The following is a 15,487-nucleotide window of genomic DNA, read 5'->3' on the forward strand; positions in this document are numbered from 1 at the left end:
CGCCTCAGGCGATCCGCAGGGGTTTCGATGACAGCCTCGCCACCGTCTGCGCTGCTGAGGCAGCGTCCGCGACGAGGGTGTCCACGACCTCCTCCAGGTTGGGTCCGCTACCGGGCAGGAGCAGATCCGGCGCCAATCCGGACAACGCCGTCATCACCACCGCATCGATGCCGATCCCGCTGGGGGCCAGTGATTCCTGCAGGACCGAGAGCCGGTCGTGCAGATCCCGGAAGGTCACCTCGGTGGACCCGGAGCGCAGTGCCGGCCGGTCGGGATCCTCACCGGCGACCAGCGCCACCATCCCCGGCAGGTCGGCCACGGTCGTCGGTTCGACCAGCGAATCCCGCAGGTTCGGGGGCTGCGCCGCGACGGACCAGATGTCGATGTCACCGACCACCGCGCGGGGATCTGTCGCGACGGCGTCGAGGATCCGGAGCAACTGGTCGGCGAATCGGACGACGGTGCCGTGATCGAACAGGTCCGTGGCGTACAGGAATGACGCGTTGAGCGGGCCGACCACGCTGCCGTCCTCGCGATTGTCGGCGAACGTCAGTTTCAGGTCCATCTTCGCCGGCACCACGCCCCAGTCGTACTCACCGACGGTCAGACCGGGCAGCAACAGCCCTGACACCGCCGGGGTCTCCATCGCGAGCATCACCTGGGTGAGCGGCGAAAAGGCCTCGCTACGAGTGGGTTTCACCTGATCGACCACTGAATCGAACGGCACGTCGGCATGGGCATATGCCTCGAGATCCGTCTTCTGGACCCCGTGCAGCAGATCGATGAACTCCGCACCGGGATCGACGCCGACCCGCAGCACCACCGTGTTGACGAACATCCCGATGAGGTGGTCGAGGGCCTGTTCACCCCGGCCCGCGACCGGGGTTGCGATGGCGATGTCCTCGCGTCCACTCAACCGCGACAGCAGAGCGGAGAACGCCGCGTGCATGATCATGAACAGCGTGGCCCCGTGACCGGCCGCGATGTGGTTGAGCCGAAAGACCAATTGCTCATCGATCTCGAAGTCCACGCGGGCGCCGCGCATCGACTGGCGCGGCGGACGCGGACGGTCGGCAGGCAGTTCCAGGAGTTCGGGCATGTCATGCAGGGTGTGCTCCCAGAACGAGCGTTGCCGCCCGGCGACCGTGGCCGGGTTGTCGGCGTCGCCGAGCAGATCCCGCTTCCACAACGTGTAATCGGCGTACTGCACCTCGAGTGGTTGCCAGGCCGGCGCCTCGCCGCGCGAACGGGCGACGTAGGCAACCATGAGGTCTCGGGCCAGCGGCCCCATCGACTCACCGTCGGCACTGATGTGATGCGCCACCACGGCCAGCACGTGGTGATCATCGGCCAACTGCAGCAGGCGCATCCGCAGTGGGGGTGCTGCGGTCACATCGAAGCCGCGGGCCGCGAAGTCGGTCAGCTCACTGTCGAGATCCTCGTCGCCGATCGCGATCGGATCCAGCGAGATGTCGACTGCCGACGGCGCCAACACGATCTGTCCCGGGACACCGTCGCGCTCCGGGTAGTGGGTGCGCAACGTTTCATGCCTGGCGATCACATCGCGCGCCGCGAGTTCCAGCGCCTCGACATCGAGATGTCCCTGCATGCGCAGCGCTCCGGCGATGTTGTATGCCGGCGAGCTCGGGTCGAGACGGTTGATGACCCAGATCCGTTGTTGTGCTAGGGAGAGCGGCAGGAAGTCGGGACGCGGCAACGCGGTGAGTTCAGGGTGGGAACCGGCCCGCGGTGCCGCCGCGACGCGGGCGGCGAGCGCGGCCGGTGACGGTGCTTCGAAGAGGTCGCGGACACCGAGCCGGCGCCCGGTGGCGGCGGTGAGGCGGGCCACCGCGCGCGTCGCCGAGAGGGAATCACCACCGAGACGGAAGAACGACTCCACAGCGGACACCCGCTCGATCGAGAGGACATCGGCGAACACCTGGGCGATCGCGATCTCGTCCGCGGTGGTCGGTGCGACATAGATCGCCTCGGTGGGATCACCGAACTCTGGGTCGGGCAACGCGCCGCGATCGACCTTGCCGTTCACCGTCAGCGGGACCGCCTCGAGCACCATGATGCTCGCGGGCACCATGTGGGACGGGAGTCGTTGTGCGACATAGGTGGTCAGTTCACCGGTGGTCACCAAGGCTCCCGGGACCAGGACGATGTACGAGACCAGGACCGTGCTCCCCGATGGCCCCTGGCGCCCGACCGTCGTCACGAACTCGACCGATTCGTGGGCTGCCAGCGCGACGTCGATCTCACCGAGTTCGATACGGAATCCACGTACCTTGACCTGATGATCGCTACGTCCGACGTATTCGATCTCCAGTCGCGGCGCCTCTCCGGCCGCCGCCCGGTCAACCCAGCGCACCACGTCTCCGGTGCGGTACATCCGGCCGCCGGGATTGTTGGGATCGGCGACGAACCGCCCCGCGGTCAGACCGGGCTTGCCGTGATATCCGCGCGCCACACCCGCTCCGGACACATACAATTCGCCTTCGGCGCCCACCGGCACCGGTCGCAACCAGCTGTCGAGGACCATCTCGGTGACGCCGACGATCGGACCACCGACGGTCACCGGCGAATCATCGGCCGACAGAACCTCGCTGACGTTGGTGGCCACTGTCGCCTCGGTCGGGCCGTAGGCGTTGAACATCGCCCGCCCCACGCCCCATCGGGCCACCAGATCGGCCCCGCACGCATCTCCGCCGACGATCACGGTACCGAGCGCAGGCAGACCTTCGGGGTCCACCGTCGCCAGCGCGGCCGGTGTGACGAACGCGTGGGTGATCTCCTCGCCGGCCAACAGGTGATGCAATTCCTCACCGCCGTAGACGTTCTGGTCCGCGATCACCATCGTCGACGAGGCCGCGGTCGCGAGGAACAGTTCCAGAATCGAGGCGTCGAAGCTCGGCGACGAGAAGTGCAGGGTCCGTGACCGCGCGGTCAACCGATAGCGCGTCCGCTGGTCTTCGACGAAGTTCGTCAACCCGGCATGGGTGACCACGACGCCCTTCGGCACGCCGGTCGAACCCGAGGTGTAGATCATGTAGGCCGCCTGCTGCGGTGACACCGCACCGGTGAGGGGCCCGGACCCGGAGGTACGGGCGCTCGCGCACCGCTCGCGCAGCGCGGGGCGGTCGAGTTCGAGCCACCTGAGGTCTTCCGGGAGTCTGGTGACGTGTTCGGAGGTGGTCAACCCGATGGTCGCGCCGGAGTCGGTGATCATGTGCGCCACCCGGTCGGCCGGATACCCGGGGTCGACGGGCACGAATGCGGCGCCGGCCTTGGCAACCGCCCACTGGGCGATCTGCGATTCGACCGATCGCCCGAGGGCGACGGCCACGAAGTCGTCGGGTCCGACTCCTTCGCTGCGCAGGACCCGGGCCAGCGAACCGGAGAGCTGGTCGAGTTCTCGATAGCTCACGATCCGGTCGGCGGCGACCAGGGCGACCGCGTCCGGAGCATCCCGTGCGGCCGTGTGGAGCAGGTCGGGCAGGGTCTTGACCGCGGCGGCGGCGGGGCCACGCACCGGCATCAGGAGTTGTTGCTCCGCTTCGCCGACCACCGGCAGTTTCGCGAGTGGGCGCTGGTGGTCTTCGGTGAAACCCTTCATCACCGAGAGCAACTGGTCGGCACAGTCCGCGACGGAGGCAGCATCTAGGGCGGACGGCAGATATTTGAAGTTGATCTCGAACCGGTCGCCGGGTAGGCCGACCACGGCGAGCGGATAGTGCGAACCGTCACGTACGCCCACACCTGCCAGCCGCATGCCCGCGATGTCGGTGTCCTCGGACAACCCCTGCTTGTCGATTGGGTACGACTCCAGCACCAGCAGCGAATCGAACAGGTTTCCGCCGCCGGCGGCCGACATGATCTCGTTGAGCGCCAGGTGCTGGTGGTCCATCATCGCGGCCTGTTCACGCTGCAGGCGGATCAGGAGGTCGGCGACGGACTCCCCGGGATCGAGCCGGACCCGGACGGGCAGGGTGTTGATGAACAGCCCGACCATCGTGTCGACACCGCTCAGTTCCGCGGGCCTGCCGGAGACAGTCGACCCGAAGACCACATCGCGGCGGCCGCTCTTGCGCGCCAACACCATTGCCCAGGCCGCTTGCAGAACCGTGTTGAGGGTGACGTCGAGCGTCCGCGCCATCGAACGTAGCGCCTCATCGAGTTCCGGGGTCAATGTCCGGGTCATGTCGACCGGCACATCGGAACCGTCCGGGGTGAAGCGCTCGACGAGCATCGTCGGTTCGGAACCCTGCAGTACCTGCGTCCATCGACGCGTGGCCTCTTCTTTGTCACGGGTCTGCAACCAGCCGAGGAAGTCTCCGTAGGAGCGGACCCGGGGCAGCGCACCCGCCGAACCCATCGCATACATCGTCAGCAGGTCGCGGATCAGCAGCGGCGTCGACCAGCCGTCTGCGACCACGTGATGGTTGGTGATCGCCAGCACCCAGTGGGCCTCGTCTTGCCGGATCAGATGCATCCGCGTCAGCGGGGCAGACGCCAGATCGAACCTCTCGGCGCGTTCGGCGTCGAGCAGTCCGTCACGTGCCGCGGCCCGATCGGTGGCCACGAGGTCACCCAGATCGGTGAACTGCCACGGCAATTCGGCATCGCGACGGACCACCTGGATGACGTCGCCGGTACCGACGTCCTGGGTGATCGCCGCCCGCAGCACATCGTGTCGCGCCACCAGGCCGGCGCCGGCGGCCCGCATCCGATCGGGATCGACGTTGCCCTCGAGTTCGAGCACGATCTGCGCGGTGTACATGTCGCCGCCGTCCGCCAACAGGGAATGGAAGAACATCCCCTGCTGCAGTGGCGAGAGCGGCCAGACGTCGGTCAGTCCCGGATAGCGGTCCTCCAGAGCACCGATCTGACGTTGGTCCACCTCGACCAGTGGCAGATCGGACGGGGTGAGCCCACCGCTTCCGGTCTCACCGGCATGCTGCGACAGGGCAGCCATCGCCTCGACCCACAGAGCGCCGAGCTCAAGGGCGTCTTCTTCCGACAGGATTCCGGTGGCGTACGAGAGCGAGGCCACCAGCCGGGCGGCCGATCCATCGCCCTCGACGCCCGCGTTGATCTCCAGCGGAGCCGTCAACGGCGCGTCGGGATCCACCGTCGCCATGAACCCACAGGTTCCGATCGTCTCCTCCGGCATCCAGGCCCCGGCACCGGAGTCCGCTGCGGTGCCGCCGACCGCGCGGCGACCGAGATAGTTGAAGATCAGGTGCGGGTCGGTGCCGCCCGACAATTGTTGGGCCCCTTCGGTATCGAGATAGCGCAAGATGCCGTAACCAACGCCGCCATCGGGAATCTCGAGTAGTTGTTCCTTCACTGCCTTGATCGCACGAGCAGCATCAGGACCGCCGCGCAGCGCATCGGCGAGGTCGGTGCCGGGGGGCAGGGTCAGCTGAACCGGGAACAGGCTGGTGAACCAGCCGACCGTACGTGAGAGATCGGCACCGGCGACGATGTCGTCGTCACGCCCGTGGCCCTCGAGCGCCACCAGCACCGACTCCGAGTCGTCGCCGCGCAACTGCCGCCAGCGGCTGACTGCGAGCAGCAACGCCGCCAGCAATCCGTCGTTGACGCCGCCCCGGAACGCAGCCGGCAGGCGGGTGAGCATTGCACCGGTCACGTCCGCAGGAACGGTCACCTGGACTGTCGCCGTCGTCGCGGCCTTGTCGACATCGGGGTTCAGCGGCCGCGATCCCAGCGGCGTCTGCGGCGATTGAACGGTTCGCAGCCACAGCGGCATCTCGTCCCGGCGGCTTCCCGCCGATGCGATCTCCGCGGTCGCGTGCGCCCACCTGCGCAGCGATGTCCCCACCGGCTCCAGCGAAATGGGCAGGCCCGCAGCATGTTGCGACCAGGCGATCGCCAGGTCGGGTAGCAGCACCCGCCACGAAACGCCATCGATCACCAGGTGATGCGCGACGAGGAGCAGCAGCCCCCCGGTGCCATCGGGTTCGGGCAGATGTACGGCCTGGAACATCACTCCGCGACCGGGATCGAGCCGTTTCGCGGCCAGTTCGAGTTCGGCGGCGATCAGGACGTCGGTCGTGGTGTGGTGATCGTCGACGGCGCAGAGGACACCGCGTGCGTCGACGGCACCTCGCTCGCGCACGTGCAGTCGCCGTTGACCATCGACCTCGATCAGTCGTGAACGAAGTGCATCGTGATGATCGATGATCGCCTGCAACGCCGGTTCGAGGCTTTCGGTGTGCAGTCCGTCGGGCAATCTGATCGCGGTCGCCTGTGACAGCCGCGTCCAGTGCTGCTGCTCGATCATCCAGTGCCCGATCGGGAGCAATGGCAGGTCGCCTTCGCCGCCGCCGGGGAGTTCTTCGAGCACCTCGACCACATAGTCCGTCGCTGCTCGCTGGGTGATCAGATCCGCCAGTCCGGCAACGGTTTTGCAGTCGAAGACGTCGCGGGTGGTGATGGCGATCCCGGCCTCCCGCGCCTGTGAGACCAGCTGGATCGACATGATGCTGTCACCGCCGAGGACGAAGAAACTGTCGGCCGTGCTGACCCGGGCCAACCCGAGAACATTACCGAAGACGCCCGCGATGGTCTCTTCGAGCTGTGTCGACGGGGCGACGAATGTGGTCGACCGGACACCGAAGTCGGGCTCCGGCAGGGCCTTTCGATCGACCTTCCCGTTGCCGCTGAGCGGCATCACGTCGAGCAGCACGACCGTCGCCGGAACCATGTAACCGGGCAGGGTCTGCGACAGGTATTCGATCACCGCCCAACGATCGGGTTCGGCGCCCTCGGTTGCCACCACATAACCGATCAATCGGGTGCTCGGGCCACTCGTGTCGACGGTGACCACCGCCTGCGCGACATCCTGGTGGGCCAGCAATGCGGCCTCGATGTCACCCAGCTCGATGCGCAGACCACGGATCTTGACCTGGTGGTCGGCACGACCGAGGTACCGCAACTCACCGTGGCGATCCCAGCTGACCACATCGCCCGTGCGATACATGCGCTCACCGGATCCGTAGGGGCTGGCCACGAAACCCGCTGCCGTCGCCCCGAATCGGTTCGCGTATCCCCGACCGACACCGACGCCGGCCAGGTAGAGCTCACCGGCCACCCCCGGCGGTACCGGGCGCAGTCGTGAATCGAGCACGTAGAGCGAGATGTTGTCGATCGGACCGCCGATCGGCACCGCGCCGGCGGCATAGGCCTCGGGCGCGGAGTCCAGACGGTGGAACGAGGCGACGTCCGAGAACTCCGTCGGACCGTAGCTGTTGTAGATCGCCGTGCCCGCTGCCAGATGCTCACGCAACTGGTCCGGACGGACCGGCTCGCCACCGAGAACCAGCGATCGCACGGAGGTGGTGACCTTCGTCCGATCATGTTCGGAGAGAACGGCGAACGCGCTCGGTGCCATGTTCAGCACGTCGTCGGCGCCGGCGGCGATGCGCGCGCAGATGTCGTCCGGGTCGAACCCATCGTTCGCCAGGTTGATCGTCGCGCCGTCTGCCAGGGCGGCCCAGATGTTCTTCTGGGTGAGGTCGAAGCTCGGCGACGACGCGACCAGTACACCGTCTCCGGCACCGAGCGCCATCGTCCGCCGGTACCAGGTGAGGGTATTGGCCACGCCGGCCATCGGCACCAGAACCGGCTTGGGCCGACCGGTGGAGCCCGACGTCGAGATGACGTAGGCCAGGCACGCTCCGGCACCGGCTTGCGACCAGCGATCAGGTGGGGTGGTGGGATCACGGCGGGCGATGGTGGCCGCGGATTCCGGCTCGTCGAGAACGATGATCTGGCGGCTCGTGGCAGAGGGCGCGCCCGCACCCACCCACGACGCGGTGGTGATGACCACCGCGCTGTCGCAGTCGTCGAGGATCGCCGATACCCGGTTGAGCGGGGCGTCCGGATCGATGGGTGCGTAGGCGGCACCGGCCTTCCACGCGGCCAGCATCGCCACGACCCACTCGGGACTTCGCGGCAGGACCAGCCCGACGACATCGTCGGGTCCGACACCACGCGAGATCAGTTCGTGCGCAAGCCTGTTCGACCGCTGATCGAGCTCGGCGCGCGTCACGCCGGCGCCGGCGCCGATCACGGCGACCCGGTCCGGTCCGGCCACGACCTGCCGATCCCATGACCTCAGCGGACTCGGATCCACCACACCGGCCGAGCCTGCGCCGGCCTCCAGGATCGAGGCGGTCTCCACCTCGTCGAGCAGTTCGAGGTCGCTGACCGCGACGTCGTCGCCCGCTTTCAGATACCGGTGCAGGAAAGCCAGGAATCGGCGGTGGTGATCGGACAGTTCGTCGGCCTCGTAGAGATTCGGATTCGCCTCGAAGTCGATTCGCAGATTGTCCGATTCGCCCGAGTAGATGTTCAGTGACAGGTCCAGCACCGGACCGGTACTGAGTACGTGGGTGGTGCCGATCGCCGTTCCCAGCTCCACTGTCGGCGAGAACATCATGATGTTGACCGCCGGGCCGAACCGTCCGTGTTCACCGGCGATACCGATGTCCCGGCGCATGTCCTCGTGCCGATACAGCTGATGGCGCAGGGCACCGGTCAGCTCGGTCTGTGCCGCCTTCCGCAGATCGCCGACCGAACGGTCGACGGCCACACCGAGGCGAAGCGGGACGATGTTGGACACCATCCCGCCGCAACGCCGGAGTGCGGCGGTGTGGCGGGCGGAGACGGGAAGACTCAGGACGACGTCGTCCGAATCGCACATCCGGGACAGGTATCCGGCGAATGCCGCGACGACCACGGGGGCCGCGCCACCCACAGACTCGGCCGAACGGGAGAGCAGCTGGGCCGTCTCGGTGTCCAATTCGGTTGACGCCACCAGCGAATAGGCACCCGGACCGGCGGCCTTCGGACTCAGCGACAACGCCGCCGGGAGGCCGGCCGTGCGTTCCGACCAGTAGTCGCGATCCATCGCGAACCGGGTCGATTCCCGGTACCGCTGCTCGTTGGCGACGATCTGAGGGAGATCGGGAGCCTTGCCCGACGACGGGCTCCGGCCCTGGGCCATGGCGCTGTACACCTCGGCGACCTGCCGCAAACCGGTCATTGCGGAGAATCCATCGGCAGCGATGTGGTGGCTCCGCAGGTACCAGAAGAACCGGTCGGTACCGATCTTCAACAGTGCGGAGACCGCGAGGCGGTCGGTGAACAAGGCGACGGGCCGGGCGTAGTCGGCCCGCATCCACTCCATGGCGGCCGCGTGGGGATCGGCTCGGGCGGAGAAGTCCAAGAACTCGATCGTGTCGTCGAAGCGGCGGTCGACCACCTGCATCGGGAGGCCATCGGTCTCGATGAGTTTGAGATACCCCGAAGCGGTCTCGTGGGCCACGGCCCTGGTCGCGTCCGTCAACAGTGCCAAATCCACCGGCCCCGACAAGTCCACAAAAGTCGCGATGTTGATCGGGGTGTCGCCCAGAGCCTGCTGGGCGAACCATATTCCGCGTTGCGCTGCAGAAATCGGAAACGCACTGTCGCGAAGATCGGGCTGTGAAGCCGTAACCGCGTCGCTCACGCCCACTGTTGCTCCGATCCCGGATCGGATGTCCATGACGTCATTGCAGAACACTCCCCCGATCTTTTCCGACAAAATTCACGAGAATGAAATCGTATCCAAATCGACTGGCATATCCGGTCGGTTGCAGCCGCGTTAGCTTGAAGGGACGACAATTCATTCTGCGGACCCACCAAAGAATGTCTCTAGCAATATCTCCCCGACTCCCCCATGCGTTACACGCCGACTGACCGACGTCGATCGAACAATCCGATCAATGCCCTTATCGAACGGGGCAACGAAATGGTTACCGCGGCGCCTCGATCTCATCGCCGGCCTCCGATCTCTGCGTGCCACGGTCAGTCAATCGACTGATTTGTCCGTCGTTCAGTGGATATTCCGGCCGCTCCGGGATCTGCGCTCGTCCTCGTATCGTTTCATTCGGCAACGGATTGTGATCACCGTATCGCCGCAGCTCGACGGCAACACGAGTAGCCGACTACCCGAATACCCAGATCTTCGAAAGCCCGATGCGAGTAGGACGTTCAGGCAGAGGAACGTCAAAGCGCCACTGTTTCTTCCGGATCGAATCCCGCTGTCCTCCACACCGATACGGACATTCCGGACGTATGCCCCGAATCGGACGCCGGACGTCGGGTCGGTCCTCTAAACTTGCCGAACACAGACGGACATGGAGATTCATCCACGCCCAGCGCATCGGTCTGCAATCTTCCGATACGCTCAGGTCTCGATCCGATCCTCGAACACGGGGGGTGATATGACGGGGCCGATCAGAGGTCGAAACCAACTTTGAGCAATATTGATCAGAATCCGCTTTTGAACCGGTTCGGACACGCTATTTCTTGCGTGCCAGATGCATTGGTCATCGAATAGAAGTTACCTAAAACAAATAAAAGCTCTGCTAATAAGTAGGGGTAACCGACCAGGCATCCGGCGCGATGAATAGAACGGCCGACCGGCATGGTATTTGTGGAATCGAAAGAGGGCAGGCCGCGAATAATGGCAGAACCGAACCCGACGATGGCCGTCGGCGGCGGCGAGGAAAAGGACCAGACAGCTCGCGAGACGCGAACCAGAACGGACTGGACAATGCCGGTACAGGCACAACCCGATACGGCCGACTCGGACGTCGAGCCGCATGCCGATGGGGCCGCAGCGCGCCATCGGGCACCAGAATCGCACCCGGGTCACACCGCCGACGCAACGCCTGCCCGAGCAGGTACAGCGGCGAGTACACCCGCATCGACCGACGCCGACGACGCGGTCGTGGTGGACGGACTGGTCAAACGGTTCGGCGACTTCACCGCAGTCGACGGCATCAGCTTTCGGGTTCCCCGCGGCCAGGTCCTCGGACTCCTCGGTCCCAACGGCGCGGGCAAGACCACCACCGTCAACATGTTGTGCACGCTGCTGCGCCCGGATGGCGGTCAAGCGTTTGTGGCCGGCCACGACGTCGCCAAAAACCGTGCCGCCGTGCGCAAATCGATCATGCTGACCGGACAGTTCGCGGCTTTGGACGAATCCTTGTCCGGCCGTGAGAATCTCGTCCTGTTCGGCCGGCTGATGGGCCTGTCCAAAAAGGCGGCGACCCGCCGGGCCGACGAGTTGCTGGCGGCGTTCGATCTGGAGGTCGCCGGTTCGCGGCGGGTGGGCAAGTTCTCCGGCGGTATGCGCCGCCGGATCGACATCGCCTGCGGCCTGGTGGTTCGTCCCGAGGTGGTGTTCCTCGACGAGCCGACCACCGGACTCGACCCACGGAGCCGCCAGGAGGTCTGGAAGATCGTCAGCGCCCTGCGCGATCAGGGCATCACCACTGTGCTGACCACCCAGTATCTCGAGGAAGCAGATCTGCTGAGCGACAACATCATCGTCATCGACAAGGGCAAGGTGATCGCCGAGGGGACCTCGGCCGAACTGAAGGAACAGGTCGCCGGCACATTCTGTGAGATCCTTCCGAGCCTGCCCACCGACCTGCCGCGTATCCGCGAGCTGCTCACCGGCCTCGTTGACCGGGATGCGATCCGCTCCGACCCGGCCGGGAGCTCGCTCATCGTTCCCGCACCGCAGGGGGCCGCAACGCTCGTCGAGATCGTCCGTCTCACCGACGAGGCAGACATCGCGCTGACCGACATCGGTCTACGCCGGCCCTCGCTCGATGACGTGTTCCTGACGCTGACCGAACACTCGTATGTCAAGCCGGACGGCGACTCGTGAGCACCATCATCAACCCCGGGGCCCTCGATTCGGCGCGTCCGCGGATACAACCTGTTCGGCAATGGCTGGCGCTGAATCGGCGATTCCTGACCACGATGTGGCGCCATGGTGAGTTCGCACTGTGCGTCCTGGCCCCGGTCCTCCTGACGCTCTGCTTCTTCGTGCCCCTGAACAAGGTCATGGGCCTGTACGCCGGCGTCGACTACGCCCAGTTCCTCATGCCCATCATCTGCCTGCAGTCGACGAGCTTTGTGGCAACCTCTGCGGCGATGCGTTCGGCCAACGACCTCACGATCGGCGTGACCACCCGCCTGCGGACGGTGCCGATCAACCCGATGGTCTCGCCGCTCTCACGACTCGGCGCAAACACTGTTCTGCTCGCCGTCTCCCTGACGTCGGCGATGATCTCGGGGCTGGTCATCGGGTGGCGAGCACATCATGGGCCGTGGTATCTGCTCGGATTCCTATCGGTGGCCTTCGTGGTCGGTGTGGTCTTCGCCTTCGGGGCCGATGTGATCGGAACGCTGGCGGGCAACCCGGAATCGACGAGCCAGGCGATGACGTTGCCCACGCTCATCCTGGGCATGTTGTCAACCGGGTTTGTTCCCGAGTCCCAGTTCCCGGAATGGATCCAACCCTTCGCCCGTAACCAACCGGTCTCCCAATTCGCCGCTCTGATGCGGCAATTCGATGAGGGTGCGGTGACAACCGGTCAGGTGATCCCGGCGGTGTGCTGGGCCGCCGGGCTCGTCGCACTCGCTGTCACCGGCATCGTCGTGGCCGCCATCCGGACCTCACGCGCATGACAACCACCGACAACTCGACGTCCGAGTCCACGACACCGCGGCACCGCGCCTCCGGTACGGGCCCTGAGAATCATTGGTGGCGGGCCCATCTGGACCCGGCTCGCTCGCGGACCAGGCGCGCCGCCGACAGCGAACAGGACGAGACGATCAGCTTTCCCGGGACCGGGACGCTGCGCACCACGGTCGGCCCCTGGGTGAGCGAACGCCCGGACCACACCGACGGCTCCGATGGCGTGGCATCGGATTCCCTCGACGACGGCGACCGTCCCCAGGATTCGCCGACGGGGCCGGTCGGTGATCGGACCGACGACCGGTCGGTGGCACTGGCCACCACGTTCCCGCCCGACACCCACGCGCAAGAGACCGGTCTGCGGGCCTATCTCCTGCACACCGCGATCCTCTCGGGCCGGCAACTGACGGTGTGGACCCGTGACAAGAAGGTCCTCATCCAGAGCATCGTCTTCCCCGCCCTGAGCATGATCATGTTCAAAGTCGTACTGGGCGATGCGATCACCGCCGCCACCGGTATCAACAGCGCCTACGGCACCGTGCCCCTGGTGGTCCTTGTCGGTGCGATGTTCGGGTCCCTCATCGCCGGTATCAGGCTTCGGCGCGAACAACGTACCGGACTGCTGACCCGCCTGTACGTGCTGCCGGTTCACAAGGGAGCCGACCTGAGCGCGCGTCTCATCTCGGAACTGTCCCGAATTCTCGTCGCCACCATCGCGCTGACCACATTCGGCATGCTGATCGGCTGGCGATTCGACCAGGGACTGCTACCGGCCTTGGGAATCTTCCTCGTACCGCTGCTCTTCGGTGCCGCATTCTCGACGGTCATGCTGACGGTCGCGATGTCGTCGACGAATCTCCCACTCGTACAACTCATGTCACTGCTGTCGAGCCTGCTGATGTTCTTCAATTCCGGTTTCGCGCCGGTATACGCCTACCCGCAGTGGATACAGCCGGTCGTGCGCGAGCAACCGATGACGTGTGCGATCGACAGTATGCGGGCCCTGGCACTGGGCGGACCGGTGGCCGAGAGTTTGACCAAGACCATCCTGTGGGCAGTTGTCGTGATCGCGATCTTCTTCTATCCGGCGGTCCGTGGATTCCGCAGGGCGGCAGCCACCCGCACCTGACCGCTAAGCCGTCATATCGAGCGCGGCAATGACTTTGGTCGGCTCGATCCAGATCACCAACTCACCGGGAACGCCGTTGCGGTCACCGAACTCCGGCCCGCGGTCGGCGCCCATATAGCGCGTCCCGCAGGCGGTTGCGATCCGGCGGACCTCGGGCAGATCGTCACCGAGGTGGGCGATGCCCTGCACCTGGACGAAGGCATAGGGCGGTTCCGGTAGGTCGACACACATCACCACCCGATTGTCGCGGGCCAGAGCCCTGCCCTTTGCCGTCCGGGCACCGGTGTTGAACGCCAGCCGGTCGCCGTCGACGACGAACCAGACCGGAGCGACCAGCGGCCTGCCGTCGGATGCGGTGTAACCGAGGTGGCCGGTCTTCGTCCCGGATTGCAGGAACGTCCGCACCGCGGGATCAGAAAGCGAGGTCATCGTTTCACGGTACTCATGATCATCTGTTTGATCTCGAATACCGTTCAGGCAATCTGATCCGCGATATGCGAGGCCACCATCATCACTGTCGCGTGGGGGCCGCTCGACCCCGCCGTCGGCAGGATCGATGCATCGAGAACCCGCAATCCGGGCACCGAGACCAGAGCGCCGAGCCAATCGGTGTCGACACCCATCGGGAGTGTGCCCCACGCATGCTGGGAGGTGCGGATCACCGGGTCGACGACCGCGCCACGTGGGCCCCGATCGACGAGCCCGACGAAGCGAGGGCCGTCGAGCATCTCCCGGACCCGTTCCCCCCAGGCCGCGAGCTTCTCGGTGTCGGACCGACCGACCTCGCCGAGATCGACAACCAGCCCCCTGGTGAGGTCCCAGTCGATCGAACCGGGATCCTCGGGATGCATCAGGGCAACACCGATCGCCGGACCCCCCGCCGGAACGCCGGCGATGAAGTCTGCGAAATCCCCGTTGTAGCAGCGCACTTCGATTCCGTCATCGGTGTGCAACACGGTTTGCAGCAACGCCTTTGCCGCCTGCGTCGGCGCATCTGCCGGGGCGAACCGGACGAGCATCTCGCGGTGCTCCCAGACCCGGACGCCGGATGCCTCGAGGATGCCGGCCCTGGCCAGGAGTTGCGCGGTGCCCAGGGTCCCGGCGCAGAGGATCACCTCGTCGGCGGCGATGACCTGCTCCCCGACCACCACCGCGGTGACCCGCTCGGACGTGCGCCGCAGTCCGGTCACCTCGGCGTCGGTGACCAACCGCAGATTGGACCGGCCCTCGATACCCGGCGTCACCGCCTCCGCGGCGGTCCATCGCCGGTCGCCATCCCGGTTCGACCGGACCCGGACGACACCCGTATCCGGCCAGGGCTCGGCGATGCCGTCGAAACCCTCGTCATGCCAATGGCTTTCGAATGCCCTCGCGTAGTCGTGCAGCTCGTCGTCGCCAAACGCCGACACGTGCATGGTGCCGCCTCCGGGACGTCCGCCGTCGAGCCGATCGTAGTCGGCGGCAATGGCTGCGCGTTCCCACGGCCAGGCGGCGAAATCGGATTCGTGCCAGCGCATGAAATAGCCGCCGTTGACCGCCGAGGAACCCCCCAGACCCCGCCCCCGCGGCAGATCGAAACCCTGCCGGCTGGGAAAGTGCACCGCCCGCCCCGAGCCGGACTCCACCGGCAGCCGGTCGAGCCTCAACATGGCCCGCTCCGGCATGCCGGCCCCGGCCTCGAGCCAGAGCACCTTGCGATCGGGATCGCGCGAAAGACGTTCGGCAACCACGCATCCGCTGCTGCCGGCACCGACGATGATCACGTCCGCACCACCGGTGGTCAACCG

The 15,487-nt window shown here is 66.1% G+C and carries 6 protein-coding genes; 3 read left to right on the forward strand and 3 right to left on the reverse strand.

Annotation, left to right across the window (positions count from 1 at the left end):
- Nucleotides 1-4 precede the first annotated feature (4 nt).
- Nucleotides 5-9,577 (reverse strand): amino acid adenylation domain-containing protein, encoded by a 9,573-nt coding sequence (locus AC51GT_RS11810; RefSeq protein ID WP_496328861.1) that lies wholly within the window; start codon nucleotides 9,575-9,577, stop codon nucleotides 5-7.
- A 963-nt stretch (nucleotides 9,578-10,540) separates the two neighbouring features.
- Here AC51GT_RS11810 and AC51GT_RS11815 point away from each other — a divergent pair.
- Genes AC51GT_RS11815 through AC51GT_RS11825 form a run of 3 tightly spaced genes read left to right on the forward strand, consistent with a single transcriptional unit; the run spans nucleotide 10,541 to nucleotide 13,700 of the window.
- Entirely contained in the window at nucleotides 10,541-11,755 is a 1,215-nt protein-coding gene (locus AC51GT_RS11815) for an ATP-binding cassette domain-containing protein (RefSeq protein ID WP_496328862.1), read from the forward strand.
- Nucleotides 11,752-12,561, forward strand: coding sequence for an ABC transporter permease (locus AC51GT_RS11820; RefSeq protein ID WP_496328863.1), 810 nt, complete (start codon nucleotides 11,752-11,754; stop codon nucleotides 12,559-12,561). Before AC51GT_RS11815 ends, AC51GT_RS11820 begins: the two co-directional genes overlap by 4 nt.
- Nucleotides 12,558-13,700, forward strand: coding sequence for an ABC transporter permease (locus AC51GT_RS11825; protein ID WP_496328864.1), 1,143 nt, complete (start codon nucleotides 12,558-12,560; stop codon nucleotides 13,698-13,700). The genes AC51GT_RS11820 and AC51GT_RS11825 overlap by 4 nt, the downstream gene beginning before the upstream one ends.
- A 3-nt stretch (nucleotides 13,701-13,703) precedes the next feature.
- Here AC51GT_RS11825 and AC51GT_RS11830 read toward each other — a convergent pair whose 3' ends face one another.
- Nucleotides 13,704-14,129: a PPOX class F420-dependent oxidoreductase gene (locus tag AC51GT_RS11830; protein WP_496328865.1), complete on the reverse strand. Its 426-nt coding sequence runs from the start codon at nucleotides 14,127-14,129 to the stop codon at nucleotides 13,704-13,706.
- 44 nt (nucleotides 14,130-14,173) lie between these two features.
- Complete coding sequence (gene mftG, locus AC51GT_RS11835; protein ID WP_496323270.1) at nucleotides 14,174-15,484, reverse strand: mycofactocin system GMC family oxidoreductase MftG; 1,311 nt, start codon at nucleotides 15,482-15,484, stop codon at nucleotides 14,174-14,176.
- Nucleotides 15,485-15,487: the final 3 nt, after the last annotated feature.

This window comes from Williamsia sp. z34, assembly GCF_059553395.1.

Bases quoted from the DNA above. Each gene is read 5' to 3' on its own strand.
- AC51GT_RS11810 (WP_496328861.1), bottom strand. From the start codon at position 9,577: ATGGACATCCGATCCGGGATCGGAGCAACAGTGGGCGTGAGCGACGCG.
- AC51GT_RS11815 (WP_496328862.1), top strand. From the start codon at position 10,541: ATGGCAGAACCGAACCCGACGATGGCCGTCGGCGGCGGCGAGGAAAAG.
- AC51GT_RS11825 (WP_496328864.1), top strand. From the start codon at position 12,558: ATGACAACCACCGACAACTCGACGTCCGAGTCCACGACACCGCGGCAC.
- AC51GT_RS11830 (WP_496328865.1), bottom strand. From the start codon at position 14,129: ATGACCTCGCTTTCTGATCCCGCGGTGCGGACGTTCCTGCAATCCGGG.